Annotated in this window: 17 protein-coding genes and 1 riboswitch; of the genes, 11 read left to right on the top strand and 6 right to left on the bottom strand. The window is 42.8% G+C overall.

The features are described from left to right. Positions 1-34: 34 nt before the first annotated feature. The gene (gene thiS / locus PZB74_RS02585) at positions 35-238 is read right to left on the bottom strand and encodes a sulfur carrier protein ThiS (protein ID WP_302240523.1); all 204 of its coding nucleotides are present in this window, start codon (positions 236-238) and stop codon (positions 35-37) included. A 67-nt stretch (positions 239-305) separates the two neighbouring features. After that, a riboswitch (TPP riboswitch) is annotated at positions 306-403 on the bottom strand. Positions 404-645: 242 nt separating this feature from the next. Here thiS and PZB74_RS02580 point away from each other — a divergent pair. Continuing rightward, positions 646-1,734, top strand: a complete 1,089-nt coding sequence (locus tag PZB74_RS02580) for an alanine racemase (protein WP_302240522.1) — start codon at positions 646-648, stop codon at positions 1,732-1,734. Positions 1,735-1,771: 37 nt separating this feature from the next. Continuing rightward, entirely contained in the window at positions 1,772-3,133 is a 1,362-nt protein-coding gene (locus tag PZB74_RS02575; protein WP_302240521.1) for a D-alanyl-D-alanine carboxypeptidase/D-alanyl-D-alanine-endopeptidase, read from the top strand. Between the two features lie 46 nt (positions 3,134-3,179). Here PZB74_RS02575 and PZB74_RS02570 read toward each other — a convergent pair whose 3' ends face one another. The 3 genes from PZB74_RS02570 to PZB74_RS02560 all read right to left on the bottom strand — a co-directional run bounded on the left by PZB74_RS02570 (position 3,180) and on the right by PZB74_RS02560 (position 8,530). Next, positions 3,180-4,532, bottom strand: a complete 1,353-nt coding sequence (locus PZB74_RS02570; RefSeq protein ID WP_302240519.1) for an alkaline phosphatase family protein — start codon at positions 4,530-4,532, stop codon at positions 3,180-3,182. 92 nt (positions 4,533-4,624) lie between these two features. After that, positions 4,625-7,795 (bottom strand): TonB-dependent receptor, encoded by a 3,171-nt coding sequence (locus tag PZB74_RS02565; RefSeq protein WP_302240517.1) that lies wholly within the window; start codon positions 7,793-7,795, stop codon positions 4,625-4,627. A 102-nt stretch (positions 7,796-7,897) separates the two neighbouring features. Beyond that, positions 7,898-8,530 carry a Crp/Fnr family transcriptional regulator gene (locus tag PZB74_RS02560; RefSeq protein ID WP_302240516.1) on the bottom strand — a complete coding sequence of 211 codons (633 nt, stop codon included), beginning with the start codon at positions 8,528-8,530 and terminating at the stop codon, positions 7,898-7,900. 229 nt (positions 8,531-8,759) lie between these two features. Between PZB74_RS02560 and PZB74_RS02555 the strand changes: the two genes are divergently transcribed. Genes PZB74_RS02555 through PZB74_RS02535 form a run of 5 tightly spaced genes read left to right on the top strand, consistent with a single transcriptional unit; the run spans position 8,760 to position 15,049 of the window. Then, on the top strand, positions 8,760-9,794 hold the full coding sequence (locus PZB74_RS02555) for a sensor histidine kinase (RefSeq protein ID WP_302240514.1): 1,035 nt from the start codon (positions 8,760-8,762) through the stop codon (positions 9,792-9,794). Continuing rightward, positions 9,787-10,491: a LytR/AlgR family response regulator transcription factor gene (locus tag PZB74_RS02550; RefSeq protein ID WP_302240513.1), complete on the top strand. Its 705-nt coding sequence runs from the start codon at positions 9,787-9,789 to the stop codon at positions 10,489-10,491. The genes PZB74_RS02555 and PZB74_RS02550 overlap by 8 nt, the downstream gene beginning before the upstream one ends. Before the next feature lie 5 nt (positions 10,492-10,496). After that, the gene (locus PZB74_RS02545; RefSeq protein ID WP_302240512.1) at positions 10,497-11,999 is read left to right on the top strand and encodes a TolC family protein; all 1,503 of its coding nucleotides are present in this window, start codon (positions 10,497-10,499) and stop codon (positions 11,997-11,999) included. 24 nt (positions 12,000-12,023) lie between these two features. Next, positions 12,024-13,382: a hypothetical protein gene (locus PZB74_RS02540; RefSeq protein WP_302240510.1), complete on the top strand. Its 1,359-nt coding sequence runs from the start codon at positions 12,024-12,026 to the stop codon at positions 13,380-13,382. Further along, positions 13,379-15,049, top strand: coding sequence for a capsule assembly Wzi family protein (locus tag PZB74_RS02535; protein ID WP_302240508.1), 1,671 nt, complete (start codon positions 13,379-13,381; stop codon positions 15,047-15,049). Before PZB74_RS02540 ends, PZB74_RS02535 begins: the two co-directional genes overlap by 4 nt. Before the next feature lie 19 nt (positions 15,050-15,068). On the opposite strand, the gene PZB74_RS02530 is transcribed toward PZB74_RS02535, so the two are convergent. Further along, positions 15,069-16,151 (bottom strand): glycosyltransferase, encoded by a 1,083-nt coding sequence (locus PZB74_RS02530; RefSeq protein WP_302240507.1) that lies wholly within the window; start codon positions 16,149-16,151, stop codon positions 15,069-15,071. A 131-nt stretch (positions 16,152-16,282) separates the two neighbouring features. Between PZB74_RS02530 and PZB74_RS02525 the strand changes: the two genes are divergently transcribed. Both PZB74_RS02525 and PZB74_RS02520 read left to right on the top strand, forming a co-directional pair. Continuing rightward, complete coding sequence (locus PZB74_RS02525; protein ID WP_302240505.1) at positions 16,283-17,428, top strand: DegT/DnrJ/EryC1/StrS family aminotransferase; 1,146 nt, start codon at positions 16,283-16,285, stop codon at positions 17,426-17,428. Positions 17,429-17,432: 4 nt separating this feature from the next. Beyond that, a complete protein-coding gene (locus PZB74_RS02520) occupies positions 17,433-18,071 on the top strand; it encodes an acetyltransferase (RefSeq protein ID WP_302240504.1) in 639 nt (212 codons plus the stop codon). A 47-nt stretch (positions 18,072-18,118) separates the two neighbouring features. Here the strand turns inward: PZB74_RS02520 and PZB74_RS02515 are convergent, their stop codons facing one another. Then, positions 18,119-18,556, bottom strand: coding sequence for a MarR family winged helix-turn-helix transcriptional regulator (locus PZB74_RS02515; RefSeq protein WP_302240502.1), 438 nt, complete (start codon positions 18,554-18,556; stop codon positions 18,119-18,121). Positions 18,557-18,706: 150 nt separating this feature from the next. Between PZB74_RS02515 and PZB74_RS02510 the strand changes: the two genes are divergently transcribed. Then, complete coding sequence (locus PZB74_RS02510; protein WP_302240500.1) at positions 18,707-19,363, top strand: protein-L-isoaspartate(D-aspartate) O-methyltransferase; 657 nt, start codon at positions 18,707-18,709, stop codon at positions 19,361-19,363. A 15-nt stretch (positions 19,364-19,378) separates the two neighbouring features. Further along, positions 19,379-19,906 carry an acyl-CoA thioesterase gene (locus tag PZB74_RS02505; protein WP_302240498.1) on the top strand — a complete coding sequence of 176 codons (528 nt, stop codon included), beginning with the start codon at positions 19,379-19,381 and terminating at the stop codon, positions 19,904-19,906. Position 19,907 lies beyond the last annotated feature (1 nt).

The raw sequence follows: 19,907 nt of genomic DNA, 5'->3' as shown, positions 1-19,907 counted from the left end.
TGCATTTACCAAAAAATACCTTGTCAGAAGTTGATCAACCTCCCTGAGTGGCCTGAATAATTATGATACGGTCACGATCGCGTAGCGGGTGGGCATCCCATTTAGTTTTGGGAACTACTTCATCGTTTACAGCTATGGCAATGCCCGTTGGGCGTAGCATTTGTACCTCCTGAAGCACACGGCTTAGCGTAACTGTAGAATCAAACACATAGGGTTTATTGTTGACCAATAATTCCATCTTTTCTGGCTAACTTTTTTGGTAAAACAATAAACTTTAGAGGAGCAGTCAGCATAAAGATATTTATGCCGGAGAATGGTCTTTTCCCTTCGTCAGTACAAACTGCATCAGGTTCCAAGGGTATAATCTCAGTTCCAAATTCATGGAACACCCCTAAAGCTCGTGTTCAAATGTAAGAGGATTAGCGCAAGTATCAAGACCTGTACAAAATTTTTTGTAAAAACTACCCTGAACTTACATCATAATTAAGTATAAATACGCGTTGGTAATGACTTAAATCTCTACTTGGGGCTGGCAGCTATCCAGATTTTAGCTTCAGAAATTTGGGAAAGGCTGGATTTTTTGAAGCTTTTCTGAGCACTTAGCATAATTTAATTAAATTCACCCGGTCAAATATTATCTAACCTATGAAATTATCAGAGCCTACATTATTACTAGACGAAAATAAGTGTAGAAACAATATATCTTTTATGGCAGAAAGAGCACGCCAGTTTGGTGTGGAGTTGCAGCCTCATTTCAAAACGCATCAGTCCAGGGCTATAGGAGGGTGGATTGCCGAAGAAGGAGTAAAAGCAATTACCGTATCTTCCCTAAAGATGGCAGCCTACTTTGCGGATGATGGCTGGGAGGAAATTACGGTTGCTTTTCCGGTTAACCTGCTCAGAAAAGATATTATTAAAAACCTATCCAAGCGTATTCGCCTTAATCTTTTTGTCAATAATCTGGAGTCCGCAGAGTACCTGGACAAAATTCTGAAGAGACCTATAGGCGTGTTTACTGAGATAGATACGGGTTACCATCGTACGGGTATTCATTATCAGAATACCGAAGAGATAGCCAAGTTGTTGGAGTTTTTCAAGCAGTCAGAGACACTGGAGTTTCAGGGTGTATATGCGCATGCCGGGCATAGCTATCATGTTCAGGGTAAAGAAGAGGTAAGCAAAATCCATCTGGAGACTGTGGAGCGTTTAAATAGTGTAAAAGATCGTTTTGAGGCAGATTTTGGACCTATTCTGATAAGCCTGGGAGATACCCCAAGCTGTAGCCTGGCAGATGATTTTTCAAAGGTAGATATCATCCGGCCTGGCAATTATGTGTTTTACGATCTGGTACAGGCACAGATAGGCTCGTGCAGCACCGATCAGATAGCAGTATGCATGGCTTGTCCGGTAGTGGGTAAACACGAAGATAGGGTAGAGGTAGTAATCCACGGAGGCGCAGTGCATTTTTCTAAAGACTTTATGGAAGAAAACGCTCAGCAGATATTTGGTAAAATTGTACCCTTACATAACGAAGGTTGGGGAGAACCATTAACAGACTGCTACATTAAGTCTGTTTCTCAGGAGCATGGTATTGTTCATTTGAGTCCGGAAGTTTTAAAAGATATTAAAGTAGGTGATTGGTTAGGTATATTACCGGTGCACTCCTGCCTTACTGCGGACCTTATGCGTAGCTACTGCACGCTGGACGGGTACGAGCTTTCCTGCATGAAATAATTAACTGACTAGCCAAACCTAACCTCTTTATTAACCTATGAAGTTGCAGCCTCTTCACGCTTTTAGTATTCTGTTTTTTTGTGTGATTGCCAATGCCTGTAGCCCCCGGCCAGGGGTAAGCAGCCGGCAGCTCAAACAGGCGGTAGCGGAGTCTCCGGTATTTGAAACCAATTTTACCGGCTTTGCCCTTTACGATACTGAGCGAGAAGAGATGGTGTATGAGTATCAGTCGGATAAGTACTATACTCCGGCATCTAATACCAAAATCTTCACCCTTTATGCTTCTCTGAAACTATTGGGAGATTCTATTCCGGCTTTAGAATACCAGTTGCAGGGAGATAGTCTGCTGTTTACCGGCACAGGCGACCCTACTTTTCTGCACCCCGATATTGCTGACCTGGATACCACCTATAATGGGCAGGTGTATCATTTTCTGAAAAGCAGAAAGGAGAAACTAATATATGTACCTCGCCCCACGCAAGATAAGTATTTTGGTCCCGGCTGGGCCTGGAGCGACTATAACTTTTACTATTCTCCAGAGAAATCTGTTTTTCCGCTCTATGGTAATATTGTGCGTTTCAACTTTATGGAAGGCTTTAACAAACCACTGGTAAGTCCTGCTTTTTTCACCAGTTATGTGGATGGTACCCCTGATCCCGCTTCACCTTATCGGGTGTTTCGCAACCAATACGATAACTACTTTTCTTATGCGCCCAAGCCCGATAGTTTAAGTTATGACCGTGATGTGCCTTTTATACAGTCGGACGAGCTTACCGTTCGTCTTCTTTCCGATACTTTAAAGAGGGCAGTACAGCTTATGAAAGCAGCACAATTTGAAAACAACAGCTTTCCGGTATTTACGCAGAAATTATATAGCCTTCCGGTAGATAGTGTGTACAAACGTATGATGCAGAGCAGCGATAACTTTTTTGCAGAACAGCTACTTACACTCTGCTCCTCAGTTTTTAGAGATACACTCAGCACTGACTGGACTATTAAATATGTGAAGAAACATTATCTCAACGACTTACCCGATGAGCCTATATGGGTAGATGGCTCTGGCCTTTCGCGTTATAATTTACAGACACCTCGTAGCATTGTTAGCCTCTTACAAAAAGTAGATAAAGAGTTAGGCAATGAGCGTATCAAAGATATATTTCCGGCAGGGGGAGAGAGTGGCTCTATCCGATACTGGTATGAAAACCCGGAAGGCGGTGAACCTTTTGTGTTTGCTAAAACAGGTACACTTAGCAACAAGTCTGCCCTCAGCGGGTATATTTTTACAAAGTCGGGCAAAAAGCTCATATTCAGTTTTTTGCACAACAATTACATTACTTCTACCCGTCCCCTTAAGCAGGAGATGGAAAAAATATTACAGGATATTTACCTGAACTACTAAATCATAAAGAGCTACGCTTTTTCAGGCGTAGCTCTACATTTTTTTGTTATTGCTCTTTAACAATACCAGGGTAAAGTACGCCAGCTTTAGGCTTAAAATCCAGCAGAAGCAGGTGGGATACGATAGGGGCGATATCCTCCAGGCCAATGGTAGTAAGCTGCTTTGCTTCTTCTATGCCTGCACCCCAGGCTACCAGACCTGTTTCTATCTCTTTAAAGTCTGGATAAAATCCATGGGTGCCACCTTTTGCTTTTCTAAGAGCCTCACCCGAAGCAGAGGAGGACATAGCAATACCAGGCATTGGAGCAAGGGCTAAAACAGCATTTGGGTCAGATCCTACCTGATCCAACTCTTCTCGCTCTACTACACGGAAAAGCTTACGGTAATTTTGAGGTAGGTTTTGCAATATTTGTTTTACCTGCTTGGCCGTTTTGTTGTCGTCTGGGTTTTTCAGGTGTAAAAATGCAGAGGCTCCAGAAGTATGAAAGGCCGCTTTCCAGTTGCCCCGGTCATCTTTGTCTTCCAGTAGCCCGGCCTCTGCCAACCATACGTTGGGTGCCAGTGCCGCGTGTATGTCTACAAAACCATGATCTCCGGTAATGATAAAAGTGGTTTTATCCAGTATGCCAGCTCTTTCGGCGGCTTCTTTAATTTTACCAATGGCACGGTCTATAGCACCAATGGCGAGATATACTTTTTCCCCATCACGACCCTCTTCATGCTGAAAATGGTCAGCAGCAATCAGGTGCAGAGTAATCAGGTTAGGCTTATAGGTTTCCAGCACGTAGGCCGCCATTTCGCCACTTCTATCTTCTCGGTTAAGGTAGTCTCCATTAAAAGTACGCTCATTTACCTGACCCAGAACCTCTTTTTCCATTTCTTCTAAAAAGCCTTTGGGTTGCTGATGATCACGGATAGATTGTATACCCCCATAGCCTTTTTCTAATGACCACACCTCAGGAATGTTGTAGTCTACGGGAGCCCCTACAGATACCGGCCAGATGAAGCTGGCACTTATAAGGCCGGCATCGCGTACAGCATCCCATAGGGTGGGCACCTGAATTAGTTCACTCTCCCAGTACCACCTGCCCGTCTGGCCCTCAGGCTCAAAAGGCGAATTGTAATAAACACCGTGGTCCAGAGGTTTAGCTCCGGTGATAATGGTAGTGTGAGAAGGGTAAGTGACTGAGGGAAAAACCCCACGTACCCCAGAGGCTGAAACTCCTTTTTCGGCCATCTGCTTGAGGTTAGGCGCAGGCCATTTTTCTTCCTGATAAAACTCAGGACGAAACCCATCTACCGAAATAAGTACTACGTGGGAAGAGGGACGCTCTTTTTGAGCATAAGTATTGAGTGCAAGGCATAAGAGCAAGCATAGGTTTAAGAATCTGTTCATCATGTATATTAGTTGTGTTGTGTAATTTTCAGATCAGGACAAAAAAAGAAAGCCTTAGAAGACTAAGACTTTCTGGTAACAAGCAAGAAATAAAGTTAGAAGCTGTAGCGTACTCCCAGCTGTAATCTCCAGGGTGTACCATTAATAGGTTTGGTACCTACACCACTTTGCACGTCGTACTGGTAAGTTTGGGTGGTCTGGTCAAAACCCTGAATCTGAAGCAGATTCTGGCTGCTGCCTAGTTCGTTGTTGGCTCCCCACTTTTCGTTCAGGAAGTTTGTGAAGTTGAACATATCGGCCGTAAACTCCAGTGAGTGATTGTCTACTAGAGTTACCTTCTTGATCAGGCGAAGGTCCATAGTAGCGAAGAATGGATTAACTCCTGCATTACGATCAGCTATCCTTCCAAAATTGTCTTTGAGGTAGTCTTTGGTAGACTCAGAAATCTGTTCGTCATTGAGTATGCTTAGTATACCTTCTCTAATATTTTCTGGTGTAGCAGGGTCGTTAGGATCGTATACATAGGCCAGATCATTCCTTAGGTTGAAGTCACCGTTTAAGCTACTGCCGCTACCCGATACTAAAAATGAGTAACGCGTACCGCCAGTACCTACTACTGTAGCCCCCAGAGAGAATCCGTAGAACGAGGGGCTTAGGAAGTTAACTACCAGCTTGTTATCAAAGTGGCTGTCTGCAAATCCCCAGTTTAAAGCACGTGGGTCGTCTTTTACGGGTAAGAAGGTAGAAGTATTGGCTACACAACAATTGTAAGATGAGTTGTCTTTAGCACGATTCCAGGTGTAGCTGGTTTGCAAAGACCCATCCTTACCTATACGATAGTTTAGTTCCAGAACTAATGCCATCTGTTCCATTTTGCCATCGGAGTTAAGCTCCAGCACACGCCCCAAATTGGTAGACTTACGAGAGTCCAGCCAGTTGTTTCGGCCTCTTTCATCTATGGTATATGCCGGTACGTACACCCCGCGATTAGCCTCCTCTTCAATACGGAAATAAGGTTCGTCAACCAGATTGCGCTCCTGATATACGTAGTTGTTCCAGGTATGGCTAATAAGTCCGTTGATAGTCATGCTAAAGCGATCAGAGAAGAGGTGCGTATAACTTAGGTTAGCCTTAAAGGTAGAAGGTACTTCAAAATCATCGCTTACAGCATTGATGGTAGATATAACATCAGCGCCCTCTGGAATGCCCGGAGCAGTATCGGGGTTTTCGCGATAGCCTACAAAGTCTGGCTCAGGTACCTGATCGCCGCTAACGTCAACTGCACCCAGTAGCACCCCACTGTTCTGTATGTTATTTACCTGCGCGTAGTAGTGCGGTTGTGCTGAGAAGATACCACCACCCAGTTTGATAAAGTTGTTGCCGCTACCCTGTACATCCCAGGTTGCCTGAAAGCGAGGTTGTATGTTGTTCCAGTCTACAATTTTATTATCAGTACGTATACCCAGTTCATTATCCAGTGTAGGGTTGTAAGCAGCATCATCCAGAAAGGCAGTTACATCGTAGCGCAAACCAAACATTGCATTCAGGTTGGGTGTGATGTCATACTCTACCTGACCAAAAAGTGACATATCCAGTACAGTCTGCTTTACTATGGGTAAGCCCTGCAAAGGTACCTCACGAGCATAACGGAAAGGGTTCAGATTATCAAAGTCTTCCAGGCTGGAAAAGAAGAAACGACCATTCTGCTCGTTAGACAGTAGTGTTTCCAGGTAGGTGATCATATTATCCGTGCCGAAGGTAAAGTTGAACTTACCAGCTTGTAGATAAGTCGTGTTGACTAACTGAAATTGATGCTCAAGGTTAGTCTCGGGAGAATAACGTTGACCACCAATCTGTACTTCGCGAGTACGGGTTGCGTCCGGATTATCCTCAGTCGGGAAAGGAGAAGTAACATTTACAATAGCACGAGGAATATTGCTGAACGGAAGCTGAGGGTTAGGCCCAAAAGCACGCTCTGCTCTTTGGTACTGTAGCTTAAGCTCATTGGTGAGTGTAGGCTTAAGGTTTGAGCGTAAAGAGAGCAGTAAACTATTTTCATTAGACTCAAAGCTACCGACCGATTCTGCTAACTCAATATCAGCGTTGTCAAAAATACTAAGAGGGTTTTCCCAATTGGTATAGTTGTTTCTAAGGGTAAGTTTATGCTTGTTGTTCAGCTGCCAGTCAATACGGGCAAAGATGGTATTTGCTATTGTTTTGCGAGAAAATTCGCCTACCTGCTGTTCATCAGCTACGCCATACTTCTGGCGAGCAATGTTAATAAATTTCTGAAGGGTATCCTGACGAATACCAAGACGGCTTTCGTCATTCTCATTATTAATATCTGCAATAAATACGGGCTCGCCGGCATCCTGGCGGTCAAAAGTAACAAAGTAGTGCACTTTATCTTTGACGATAGGGCCACCCAGGCTAAAGCCCCACTGGTAGTTGTAGAAGTCCTGATCGCGTTCATTACCTCTGATATCTACCTGGCTGGAGAGGGCATCATTTCTATGATAAACAAAGGCGCTACCTTCTAATTTGTTAGTTCCTGATTTAGTTACTGCATTTAAAGAACCCCCTGCCTGGCGGCCCTGAGTAACGTCATACACATTGGTAGCTACTTCAAATTCACGGATCGCCTCAATAGATACTGTGTAGGGACCTCTTCCGATCTCTCCGGCAGTAAGCTGGTTTCTTGCGTTTACACCATCCAGCGTTACATTAGTAGAGGTGCGGCGCTGACCGCCCAGGTTGATGCTTCCCCCTCCTTGTAGCGGAGACAGGCTGGTAAGCCCGGTAAAGTTTCGTCCTTCAATAGGTAGGTTCTCTATACGTTCGGCATTTATGGCCAGAGCATTACCTTCGCGCTGTATACGTGAGCGTAGGTCCTGATCGCTGATCACAATCTCTTCCAGTTCGGTAGAAGCCTGGCTCAGAGAAAAATCAATTACCAGCTGGTCACCCTGGTTGATGTGAAAACCTTTTTTCTGAATTTCGCCAAATCCTACAAAAGATGCTGAAATGGTGTATGGCCCACCCAAAGGTAGCTGTTGTACATTATATTTTCCATTGACATTGGTTACAGTACCGGTCTCAAATCCGGTAGATTCGTTGCGTATCATTACGGTGGCTCCGGGTAGCTCACCATCGTCCATAGAGCGGACAATTCCGGTAACCGAAGCATCGGTAGACTGTGCAAAAGTATGAGTGTAAAGTGTTGTAATACAACACAATAGGAGGGATAAAAAGTAAGCTTTTCTCATAGTATTGTTGTTTAAAATTCGCCGCAATACTAGAGAGGAAAGCCTGTAGAGAAATGTTAAAATTTAACAGTTAAGTGAAGATAACAACGAGCTAACAGTTTGCTAACATTGAGGAAAAATGTTTGATGAAATCTTAATCTGTCCGGCTTTTTTTTGCGCAAAAAGTGTTTTATGGAGGCGGGCTACCGACTGCCTGCTTAATCCGCTCAGGTCTGCTACATCCTGATATGTAAGTAGCTCTGTAAGTGTATAGTGGCGCCCTGCCAGGTCTACAATATCTTGTTCCAACATAGAGAGTATCTGCTTCATGCGGGCCTCGGGCTTTTCTGAAGCTATCAAAAAAAGGCGGTTTTCTGCTCGCCACCAACGCATAGTGCTCACCTTATGAAACCACGTAGAAACCTCTTCATCGTGCTGCATAAGTTCTTTAAAAGTGTTTACCGGAATCTCTAATACTTCAGAAGACACCAGCGTTTTAGAGAACTCTGTGAAAAAATCGCCTTCCAGAAACTGTAGGTTACCGAAAAACTCATATGGCAGCAGGCTGTCAAAGGTTACCTCCTGTCCGGAGCTTGCGTAGCTGCCCACTTTAATGGCCCCTTTAGCTAACACATACATATTGCGACTAAGATCACTGGGCAGGTAGATGTACTGATGCTTGGGGTATTGTATTATCCTTGCTTCCTCAAACTTAGCTAACTTATCAAAAACTGCTTGAAATTGATATTGCTTCATGCTTAAAATAAAGCTAAAAATAGCCTGACTTTTCTAGTAAATGGTATTATGATTTTGTTAACGTTTTTGGCAGGGAGGTGAATAGCCCCAATTATGCGTCTGTCTGATTTTTCCTGGCTTCCCTTCAGCTATTTCTTAAGTAAATCTATAGAGTATAAGCAAGCCTATGTCTAATATACTGCTTATGTATGTATAGAAAATGTAATTTTGATTTTGTATTATCAAAATTATGGCTACAACTCTTCACTCTCCATATACACTAAGGCTGGTGCTCATGCATGTAGGGGCCTGGATTCTCTTTGTGCTTTTACTCTTTGTATTACTGGGCATGCCTATAGATGACCCCAACCTCACCTTACGGACTTTATTATCTACTGTGCTTCTGGTCATACTTTTTTACTCCAACACCTCTTTTCTTATACCCAGGCTTTTGGCTAAGAAGAAAGTAATCCCCTATATTCTTACCATTTGTGGAGCTGTTGCGCTGGTGGTGTTTACGACGCTGTGGATACAAAAAACTTTGAACTGGGAATTTTATCGTAATCATAACTGGTACCCTGGCTATGTTATAAGCCGAGCTATTTTACATAGTCTGCTCATACTTACGGTTAGCGGAGGTCTAAAAATGACCAAAGAATGGTTCAGAAATGAGCGCCTGAAGAATGAGATGGAAAAAGAGAAAATGGTCTCCGAACTAGCCATGCTCAAATCACAGATTAACCCTCACTTTCTGTTCAATAATTTGAATAATATTTATTCGCTGGCCATTAAAAAATCTGAAGATGCTCCTAAAGGTATAGTCATGCTCTCCGAAATGATGCGATACGTGCTTTACGATAGCACTGCCGATAAAATCAGCCTTAGCAAAGAAGTAGAGCATTTGCAAAACTATATTGATTTACAAAAATTGAGATTAAAGCAGGGTAAGGAAATTACTTTTAAAACCGAGGGTGATATTGAGATCAGAAAGATTGAACCTATGCTGTTAGAACCCTTCGTAGAAAATGCATTTAAGCATGGTGATATCTTCAGGCAGGAGGGTAATATCTTTATTCAGCTAACGGTGAGGGGTAATGAGCTTGAATTCGTCGTTAAAAATACCTTTAGTAAAAACGGGCATGTTAAAGACAAGCACTCCGGCATAGGCCTCAACAACATCAGTAAGAGGCTGGATCTGCTCTACCCTAATCGCCACGAGCTCAGGATAAGTGAAGAGAATAATACTTTTATAGTAGACTTAAAGCTATCTTTATCAGATGATTAACTGTATTGCTATTGATGATGAGCCACTAGCGCTGGATGTACTGGAAGACTTTATCAGTCAGGTTCCCTTTCTAAAACTGGTAAAAACCTGCCAGAGTGCAGTAGAGGCGATTGAGCTTCTGCATCAGGAAAACGTACAACTAATCTTTCTGGATATTCAGATGCCACAAATTTCTGGTGTGCAGTTTTTAAAAAGCTTAGACAAAGCTCCCAAGGTAATTTTTACCACGGCTTACTCAGATTATGCGCTGGAAGGGTTTAACCTGGATGCAGTAGATTATTTGCTGAAGCCTTTTACTTTTGAGCGCTTTTTAAAGGCGGTAAATAAGGCTTATCAGCAGATTAATATACCAGCAGCTTCGGTAGCAGAGGCCCCCCCCCCAGTAAAGGATTATATGTTTGTGAAATCGGGCTACGATATAGTGAAAGTACGCTATGAGCAGATTCGTTATATAGAAGGCTTAAAAGATTATGTGAAAATACATACTGACGAAAAGATTGTGGTATCTTTGATGAGCATGAAAACTTTGGCAGATGAACTGCCGGAGCGTTTTGTGCGGGTCCATCGTAGCTTTATCGTCAATTTTGAACGAATTACACTGGTTCAGAAGAGAAAAGTATTTATCCAGGAAGTGGAAATACCCATAGGTGAAGTATATCGTGAGGCCTTTTTAGAAAAACTGAAGCAAGAACGTTAGCCGCCATGACCACAACCATCAAGCCTTTAGCCTTTCTCTGTTTTTTAAATTTTTGCCTCCTCTCTTCTGTCTTCTCCCAGTCTGCTGGCCCAACTAAGCCGCTGGAGCTTAGCCTGGAAGAAAGTATTGATATGGCCATTAAAAATAATGTTTCGGTCAAGCAATCGGAGCTACAGGTGATGGGAAGCCAGGTCGCTCTGAAGCAATCCAGGGCAGACCTTTTGCCTTCTTTTAATGCAAACACGGGAGTAAGTTATAGTGTGGGGCGTAGCATTAACCAGTTTACCAATGAGTATGTAGACCAGCCGGTTAGGCAGCAGTCTATGGGCGTAAGTACGCAGCTCACCTTATTTAATGGCTTGCAGCGTATCAATACGATCAAGCAGAACAAAGTAAATCTTGAAGGAAGCCAATATGATCTGGAAGCGAGTAAAGATGCTGTCACTTTAAATGTGATTCAGGCATACACCCAGATATTATTTAACCGTGAGCTCTTGGAAAACGCGGAATTTCAGCTTGGAAGTACACAGCTACAGTTACAGCGAACCCAACGTCTGGTACAGGCTGGCTCATTGCCTAAAGCCAACCAGCTACAACTGGAAGCTCAGCAGGCTAATGATGAGCTGAATATCATTAATGCAGAAAATGATCTGGAACTGGCCTACCTTAATTTAAAGCAACTGCTACAACTGGCCGAAAGCGATTCTATTACCGTTATAATTCCTGAGTTGGAAACCCCTGAGGTCTATAATCTACCAGCCTCAGCGAGCCTGGTTTATCAGGAAGCTTTACAAAACTGGGCTAATCTGCAAAGTGCCAAGCTGGGAGTGAATAGCGCGGAGTACGGACTTGCAATAGCTAAAGGAGGGTATTATCCAAATATCTCTTTAAGTGCAGGACTGTTTTCTCAGTACTCCAGCGTAGCTCCCGATCAGATTCCTAAGGCAGGCGTAGATAATGTAACTAGTGTAATACCCACCGGAGATTTTTTGCAAATTCCAGAAGGGCTTATACCTGATGTGCCAGATGGTACTCGCATTCCGGTGTTTACAGAAACACAGATACCGGCAGAGTTTACTGATAATACCTATATGAACCAGTTGGATTTTAACTTGCGCAGGTATGTAAGTATTGATCTTAACATTCCCATCTTTAACAATTGGAGGGTGCGCTCTAATGTGTCTAACGCTCGTTTAAACCTGGAGGGGGCAAGGCTGGAAGTGATCAACCAGCGTAACCAGCTCAGGCAAACCATAGAGCAGGTGTACCTGGATGCTAAAGCAGCTGCCAAAAGTTTTGAAGCCAACGACAAACGGGTAGCTTCACTGCAGGAGGCTTTTAGAAATACCGAAACCCGCTACGAGGTAGGGGCCATAGACGCAGTAGATTTTAACCAGGCAAAAAACGATTTAAATGCGGCGGAGTCAGACCTTATTCGCGCCAAGTACAATTACATTTTCAGCTTAAAAGTGCTAGACTTCTATCAGGGCAAAGCACTGGATTTTTAGTGCAGAATTTGCCTAAATTGTAGAATGGGGATAAAGGATTTGTTGATTACGCCGGTTTGGCTTGGTATCATCTACTTTCTGGCTTATACGCTCAGACCAGTCTTTACGGATAATCGTATTAAAGCATATTTTATTCCTGGCTTAAGTGTAAAAGTGGTAGGGGCATTAGCTGTAGGCTTTATTTACCAGTTTTACTACGGTGGCGGCAAACCCAGCGGTGATACGTTCAACTATTTTAAAGAAGCTCAGGTTATATTTAATGCTTTTCTGGAAAATCCAAAAGCAGGGATTCAACTACTGCTAGCCAATGGAGAAGTAAACCCCGAAATTTATGAGTATGCTAATCGCATATACTGGTTTGATGCACCTACCGAATATTTTGTAATCAAGCTGATTGCACTGTTTTCACTTTTTACAGGACACACCTATACGGCGGTGGCGACGATTTTTGCGGCTATTAGCTTTTCTGGTATATGGGCGATGTACCGTTCATTCTACAAGCTCTTTCCTGCCTTGCACAAAGAGTTTGCTATAGCTATGCTGTTTGTGCCCTCGGTGTTTTTCTGGGGCTCAGGTATACTTAAAGATACCATCACTCTAGGCGCATTAGGCTGGGCTACCTGGGGCATAGTGCGTGTATTCTTTGAACGTAAAGGCATAGTTATAGGTGCCCTTGTTTTATTTTTGAGCCTTTATACGATCTATTCTATTAAAATATATATTGTCCTTTGCTTTTTGCCAGCAGCTATACTCTGGGTGTTTCTTGCTAATGTTGAGCGAATTAAATCTGTGGCCTTACGGATACTTATTCTACCTTTTGTGTTAGTTATTGGCGGATTGTTAGGCTACTATGCTATGGTCAAAGTAGGTGAGGACAATAATCGCTACTCTCTGGATAAGGTTTCAGAAACAGCCGAGATCACAGCACGCTACCTTACTTACATGGGCGAAACACAGGGCGGTTCAGTCTACACTTTGGGAGACGACTATGATTTTAGCCCTACGGGTATGCTCAGGAAATTTCCTCTGGCAGTAAATGTTACTCTCTTCAGGCCGTACCTCTGGGAGGCACACAATGTAGTTATGTTGCTTTCCGCTCTGGAAAGCTTCGCTACCTTACTCCTTACCCTTTGGGTGATATACCAGGCAGGAGTCATGAATTTATTTCGGTATACGCTAGCCCGTCCTATAATTGGCTTTTGTCTCTTGTTTGCTATCGCCTTCAGTTTTGCCGTAGGTATCTCAACCTATAATTTTGGCTCACTTGTAAGGTATAAGATACCTATGTTCCCTTTTTATTTGGCGGGCTTATTCATCTTGCGCTATCTTGCTCAGCGTAAAGTAAAACTCAAAAAACGTCCAAAAGCAGTATTAAACCCTTGAAAAAGAACGCCCTCCTGCTTTGCATGATGCTATTACCTTTAGCACAGCAAGCTCTTGCCCAAAGCTCTTATGCTCCTCTACAGTCTGGTTATTATAATTTGGTTCATCGCTATGAGTTGCTTAGCGGAAGATGGTCTTCAGAACTCGGATCAATGGTGAGGCCTTACCAAAGAGAGGCGATTGCAAACTTTCTGGATACCTTAAGCCTGGATGATCCCTCAGCGGCTGACCGTTTCAATCTTGAATTTCTCCAGCGCGACAATTGGGAGTATAGTGATACCCTGCTGGAAACAAGTCGCAGGCCCATTCTTGGTCTGTTTTACAAAAACCAGCGTGACTTTCTAAGCCTTAGAAAAAAAGACTTTGAAGTTTATGTAAGCCCGGTGCTTCATATCGGCTTAGGTGCAGATGATATGGAAGGTAGTCCGTACATTAATACACGTGGAGTTCAGATCCACGGTACTATAGACCATAAGATTGGTTTTTATACCTACCTGGGAGAAAACCAGATCGCTTTTCCGGACTATGTAAATCAGCAGATCAGAAGTAGCTTAACAGTACCTCAGGAAGGCTTCTGGAAAGGGTATGGAGATAGAGGAGTAGACTTTCTTACAGCCCGTGGCCATATCAGTTTTAAAGCAAGTAAGCATATCAATATGCAGCTAGGGCATGGTAATCATTTTGTAGGAAACGGCTATCGTTCACTGCTGTTATCGGACTTTTCAAACAACTATCTGTTTTTCAGAATCAACACTCAGGTTTGGAAGCTACATTATACCAATATCTTTGCTCAGATGACAGCTGATGTGATTGGCAACTATACCGGATTGTTTGGTACTGGAGCTTTTCCTCATAAATATTTTACAATGCACAGGCTGGGGCTGGACATTACACCTAAAATTCAGTTGGGTCTGTTTGAAAGCATTACTTATGGAGATGAGTCAGGAAACTTTGACTTCAATTACCTGAACCCTATTATTTTCTATCGGGCAGTAGAGCAGCAGGGGGGAAGTGCAGGAAACGCATTACTTGGGCTGGACTTTCGCTGGCTTCCGGCCAAAGGTTTAGCATTTTATAGCCAGGCCTTGATAGATGAGTTTGTTATTTCTGAAATTCGTTCCGGTGAAAACTGGTGGGGAAACAAATATGCTATACAGCTAGGTGCTGAGTACATGGATGCTTTTACGATAAACAATCTGGATTTTCAGGTAGAGTACAATAGAGTAAGGCCATATACTTATGCACACGAAGATCTATACCGTAGCTATACACATTATGAGCAGTCTTTAGCTCATCCACTGGGAGCTAATTTTCAGGAAGTAGTGGGTATGGTTCGCTATCAGCCCATTCCAAGATTGCAACTACAGGCTAAGCTGGTGGCAGCCCAATACGGAGGAGACACGCCTGATTCTAATTGGGGTGGTAATATACTGTTAGACAATCGTACTAAAGAACAGGATTACGGCAATGTATTGGGGCAGGGGGTAGAGAATAATCTATTAATTGCTGATGCAATAGCCTCTTATCAATTGTGGCATAATATGTTTGTAGAGCTACGATACCTTAACCGAAATCGGCAGAATGACCTGCTAAATGAGCCGGAGACTTCCTCCTATACTTCTTTTGCATTGCGCTGGAATATCAGGCAACGCTACTTTGATTTTTAGAGTAGATAGTTTGATACTGTTAAGAAAAAAGGTTGATGAAATTTTGTGTGTTCGCTTTTACCGAATACTCTTTTACAATCTTTTTTCTACCTCCTTCTCCCAGGTTTTCTCTCAGTTCTGCGTCCTGAAGTAAAATTGAAAGATATTTGTGCCAGTCATGATCTGTCGCACATACATAACCATTGACACCATGTTCTACAATTTTTGTGTTTACCCCTACGGGAGAAACCAGAGCAGGTATGCCTAAAGCAAGATACTGCAGGGCTTTAAATCCACATTTTCCTCTCGCCCAGGGGTCATCAGGTAGAGGCATCAGACCAATATGTAATTGAAGCAAATCCTCTACTTCGTTTGCCTCATTCCACTGGATAAATTTTAGATTTTTTAGGGTAAGCTCAGGCGGATGGTTAGAGATAACTACAAACTGAAAATCAAATTGCTCTTCTAGTTGCTGGAGCACGCGCTCAATACTTTTGAGATACTTCATGGTAGAGTGTGAGCCGGTCCATCCAATTGTGAGAGGTTGATTAGACTGCTGCTTTATACGGTTGTGGTGCTGCTCAGTATCAATAGTAGTAGGGACAAGCGCCACCTGAGGCTGAAATTGTTTAGCATAGGCACATAGATAGGCATTACCCGCGCTTATATTATAACTCCATTGGCAGATGCGACTGACTTTCTGCTGCCATTTTAACCTTAGCATAAAATTATTTACACCGGAAGCATCTTTCAACCAGATGGCATCGTCAAAATCATAAATGATTTTTTTGCGTAGCAGTTTGGCAATGATCCATTCTATAAATGGAGGACCGATTGGTGTAGCCTCCCGGTGAATAAATACGAAATCGGCTTTAGGAATTGAGAAAAGTAAGTAGATACGCCGAAGAAAGCCCAACATCACCCCTATAAGCTTTTTACTGGTCTGGCCGGGTTTGTATAAAATCTGATTAGTTTTTTCATCCAGAAAGCCCTCAATCTGGTAGGTGAAGCCTTGCTCTTTTAATAAATCCAGGTATTGTTCAAAGCGAAATCTCTGGCTGGGAGCCCCACCCTTTGGGTAAGGACATAAAAAAATGATGTGCTTTGCAGAGCGGTTTTTCATGGCGGCAAATTTATTTAAAAATTACGGGCTTCCCCTATAATAGAAGATCGTAAAAGCTAAACTATTTGAAGTAAATCATAGTGCCAGGCCAAGCCGTTGCAAGCAGCTTGAGAATAATGTAATTTGCAAGGATGATTAGCTCTTTCGTACAATTTATAAGAGACATCTATGGTAGGCCAGAGGGTGTAATTCCTTTGCATGAAACCTCAATAAAAGCAGGAGACATGCAATCTGTAATGGCTTGTTTAGAGTCTGGAATCGTTTCTACGGTAGGGGAGACAGTGGTCGCTTTTGAAGAGAAAGTGGCAAAGCTTACAGAAAGAAGGTATGCTGTAGCTACTAATACGGGTACTTCTGCGCTACACCTGGCCTTATTGAGTAGCGGAGTGCAACCTAACGATATGGTAGTAACCCAGGCATTTAGTTTTGTGGCTACTTGTAATGCTATTCGGTACTGTAGCGCAGAACCAGTGTTTGTAGATATAGATCGTCAGTCCTTAGGTATGTCGGTAGAAAGCCTGCTCTCTTTTTTAGAGCGGGAGACCTTCATGAAAGACGACGGCTATTCTTATCATCGGATGAGTGGAAAAAGAGTAAGCCATTGCTTGCCAGTATGTACCTTTGGCCACTCTCCTGAGCTCCAGAAAATGGAAGTCGTTTGTAAAAAGTTTGGCTTAAAACTAATAGTAGATGCTGCAGAAGCATTAGGAAGCGAGTCCTACAAACAAAGCGTACCTTCCTGGGGCGATGCTTCTATACTGAGCTTTAATGGTAACAAAATAGTGACTTGCGGGGGTGGGGGTATGCTCCTTACCAACGATAAAAAACTAGCTGATATAGCCAGAAGTTTATCTGTACAGGCTCGTCAGGCTAATGGTTATCAGATTACTTACCAGGCAATGGCTTACAACTACAGAATGCCCAACCTGAATGCCTCCTTAGGTATCTCACAGTTAGACTTATTACACAAAAAGCTACTTAAACTTAGAGAACTTGCATCTGCCTATCATAACTTTTTTGAGAAATATGCCATGTTGGTAGTGCAAGAGCCCGAAGCCACTACATCAAACTACTGGCTTAACGCAGTGGCATTTAACAGCCAGGACGAAAGAGACCACTTTATAGCTCAGACCAATCGGGAAGGGATACTAACTCGCCCCGCGTGGAAACTACTGTGCCACTTATCTATGTATAAGGATTGCTTCAGAACGGTGCTTCCTAATGCCGACTGGGCCGAACAACATTTGGCCCTATTACCTAGCTTTGTAAATATTTAGAGATATGAAGGATATCATACTTTTAGGAGGAGGAGGACATTGTAAATCTGTAATTGATGTAATAGAGCAGGAGGCAAAGTTTCAAATCAAAGGCATATTGGATGTAGCGGAAAAAGTAGGAGAATCGGTTTTGGATTACCCTATCGTAGGTACAGAAGATGATCTGCCTCGTTTTATTGAAGGTGGGGCAAAAGTTTTAGTGACTGTCGGGCAGGTGAAAAGTAGCGCCCTACGGCAAAGGCTCTTTGAGCTTGTAAAGCTAAATAAAGGAACACTGGCTACTGTAGTATCTCCTCTAGCTTATGTGTCTAAATACGCCCAAGTAGGAGAAGGGGGTATTATTATGCATGGTGCAATTGTAAACGCCGGGGCTACAATAGGAAGAAATACTATCATCAACAGTCGGACATTAATAGAGCATGATGCTGCGGTGGGCGATCATTGCCATATAGCTACAGGAGCTATTATTAATGGAGACTGCCAAATAGGTAATCAGGTGTTGATAGGTAGTCGTAGCGTACTCAGGCAAGGGGTTAAAATATGTGATTCGGCTATTGTAGGAATGGGTAGTTTAGTCCTTCACGATATTAAGTACACAGGAACATATTTTGGCAACCCCGTAAAGGAGAGGACTCAGGGTTAATGTAAATCTGGATTTTAAATTAATATCTATACAAGCGCTGTGTTAGTCTATTCTTCCCGCATCAGTTCTATCATCTTTTTCATTACTTTTTTTGCGGACTTAAGGTCTTTTTTATCAATGTTCTTAGTAATTTCTTTGGTTGTAGTTTTTACAATTTTTGCCAGTTCTTCCTGTAGACTTTGCCCTTCTTCAGTAAGGAATACCAGTTTGTTTCTACGGTCTACTGTATCCTCCTGCCGTACTACCAGCTTACGCTTCTCCAGATTGTCTATCAGGTGAGTAATGCTGGCTTTGTTTTTATTTGCCACGTTTGCCAGGGTTTGCTGGCTTTGTCCATCCTTACGCCAAAGGCTCGCTAGAATAACCCATTGCTCAACAGTAACCTGATGAGTGGCCATCTTTTTACTAATTCTGTTGTTAAGTAATCGGGAAGTGGTGCCTAATACCGTAGAAAGAGAGTTTTCTACTTTAACTTTTTTTCCCATGGCTTGCGGTTTGATATGCAACTATTGATTAAATATAAGCTTTCTCATTGAGATGCAAAAAGTTAATTGGTATATTCTATTAGGGGTTGAGTGCTTTATTTTGCTGCAAAGAACCTTATATTCGCGTTTAAAAAAATAACAAAATTACACATGCCTATTGAAGACAGCTACAAGCATAAAGGAATGCGTCGTCAGTTGGTAAATAAAATCCGTGCAAAGGGAATTACAGACCAGAATGTATTAAGGGCGATAAATACTGTGCCTCGTCATGCTTTTCTGGATAATGCTTTTCTGGAACATGCCTATCAGGACAAGGCTTTTCAGATAGGCGAGGGGCAAACTATTTCTCAGCCCTATACTGTGGCCTTTCAGTCCCAGCTTTTGCAGGTAAAGCCTGGAGACAAAATTCTGGAAATTGGCACAGGTTCTGGCTACCAGTGTAGTGTACTTTTAGAGTTGGGAGCCAAAGTATATACCATAGAATATAACTGGCCTCTACATCAGCGTGCTGCTCGACTCCTAAAAACCTTAGGTTATCAGGCCCATCTGGTACATGGAGATGGTACCAAAGGAATGCCCAGTTTTGCTCCCTATGATGGTATAATTGTGACTGCGGGAGCACCTACAGTACCCATGACTTTGGTGGAGCAGCTTGCGCCGGGAGGAAAATTAGTTATACCAGTAGGTGATCGTAAGTCGCAAAAAATGTTGCTTATTACCAAAGAGCCTGGCGGAAAAATTACAAAAAAAGAATTTGACCATTTTAGCTTTGTCCCCTTACTGGGCCAACACGGCTGGGAGAAATAATTAACTCCTTATTTTATGAATGAAACAAAAAAACAGGTAAGTGCTTCTCTGACTACCATGACAGAAATGGTGTTTCCTAACGACACAAATGGCCTTAATGGTTTAATGGGAGGTAGATTGCTGTACTGGATGGATATAGTATCTGCTATTGCTGCTCAAAAGCATGCGAATAGCCTGGTCGTTACTGCTTCAGTGGATAATGTATCGTTTTCGCACCCTATCAAAATCGGAAATGTAGTGACACTCAAAGCACAGGTTACCCGTGCCTTTAATACCTCTATGGAGGTACATATAGAAGTAAAAGCAGAAGATGTACCAAGAGGGCAGATTGTAGAGAGTCATCGTGCTTTTTTTACGATGGTAGCAGTAGATATGGAAGGTAATAAGGTAAAGGTTCCTGAGGCTATACCTGAAAGTGAAGAAGATCAAAAGCTTTACGAAAGTGCGCTGCGAAGACGTCAGTTGCGTCTGGTGCTAGCCGGAAGAATGAAGCCAGAAGAAGCGCATGAGCTTCGTTCCATATTTGACATAAAAGAACAATAGT

This window comes from Porifericola rhodea (assembly GCF_030506305.1).
Lineage (GTDB): Bacteria > Bacteroidota > Bacteroidia > Cytophagales > Cyclobacteriaceae > Catalinimonas > Catalinimonas rhodea.
This window is presented reverse-complemented; position numbering and strand designations above follow the sequence as displayed.

What these genes read in the sequence shown, in the direction of transcription:
- thiS (WP_302240523.1), bottom strand. Translation starts at nt 238, where the DNA reads ATGGAATTATTGGTCAACAATAAACCCTATGTGTTTGATTCTACAGTT.
- PZB74_RS02580 (WP_302240522.1), top strand. Translation starts at nt 646, where the DNA reads ATGAAATTATCAGAGCCTACATTATTACTAGACGAAAATAAGTGTAGA.
- PZB74_RS02575 (WP_302240521.1), top strand. Translation starts at nt 1,772, where the DNA reads ATGAAGTTGCAGCCTCTTCACGCTTTTAGTATTCTGTTTTTTTGTGTG.
- PZB74_RS02570 (WP_302240519.1), bottom strand. Translation starts at nt 4,532, where the DNA reads ATGATGAACAGATTCTTAAACCTATGCTTGCTCTTATGCCTTGCACTC.
- PZB74_RS02565 (WP_302240517.1), bottom strand. Translation starts at nt 7,795, where the DNA reads ATGAGAAAAGCTTACTTTTTATCCCTCCTATTGTGTTGTATTACAACA.
- PZB74_RS02560 (WP_302240516.1), bottom strand. Translation starts at nt 8,530, where the DNA reads ATGAAGCAATATCAATTTCAAGCAGTTTTTGATAAGTTAGCTAAGTTT.
- PZB74_RS02555 (WP_302240514.1), top strand. Translation starts at nt 8,760, where the DNA reads ATGGCTACAACTCTTCACTCTCCATATACACTAAGGCTGGTGCTCATG.
- PZB74_RS02550 (WP_302240513.1), top strand. Translation starts at nt 9,787, where the DNA reads ATGATTAACTGTATTGCTATTGATGATGAGCCACTAGCGCTGGATGTA.
- PZB74_RS02545 (WP_302240512.1), top strand. Translation starts at nt 10,497, where the DNA reads ATGACCACAACCATCAAGCCTTTAGCCTTTCTCTGTTTTTTAAATTTT.
- PZB74_RS02540 (WP_302240510.1), top strand. Translation starts at nt 12,024, where the DNA reads ATGGGGATAAAGGATTTGTTGATTACGCCGGTTTGGCTTGGTATCATC.
- PZB74_RS02530 (WP_302240507.1), bottom strand. Translation starts at nt 16,151, where the DNA reads ATGAAAAACCGCTCTGCAAAGCACATCATTTTTTTATGTCCTTACCCA.
- PZB74_RS02525 (WP_302240505.1), top strand. Translation starts at nt 16,283, where the DNA reads ATGATTAGCTCTTTCGTACAATTTATAAGAGACATCTATGGTAGGCCA.
- PZB74_RS02520 (WP_302240504.1), top strand. Translation starts at nt 17,433, where the DNA reads ATGAAGGATATCATACTTTTAGGAGGAGGAGGACATTGTAAATCTGTA.
- PZB74_RS02515 (WP_302240502.1), bottom strand. Translation starts at nt 18,556, where the DNA reads ATGGGAAAAAAAGTTAAAGTAGAAAACTCTCTTTCTACGGTATTAGGC.
- PZB74_RS02510 (WP_302240500.1), top strand. Translation starts at nt 18,707, where the DNA reads ATGCCTATTGAAGACAGCTACAAGCATAAAGGAATGCGTCGTCAGTTG.
- PZB74_RS02505 (WP_302240498.1), top strand. Translation starts at nt 19,379, where the DNA reads ATGAATGAAACAAAAAAACAGGTAAGTGCTTCTCTGACTACCATGACA.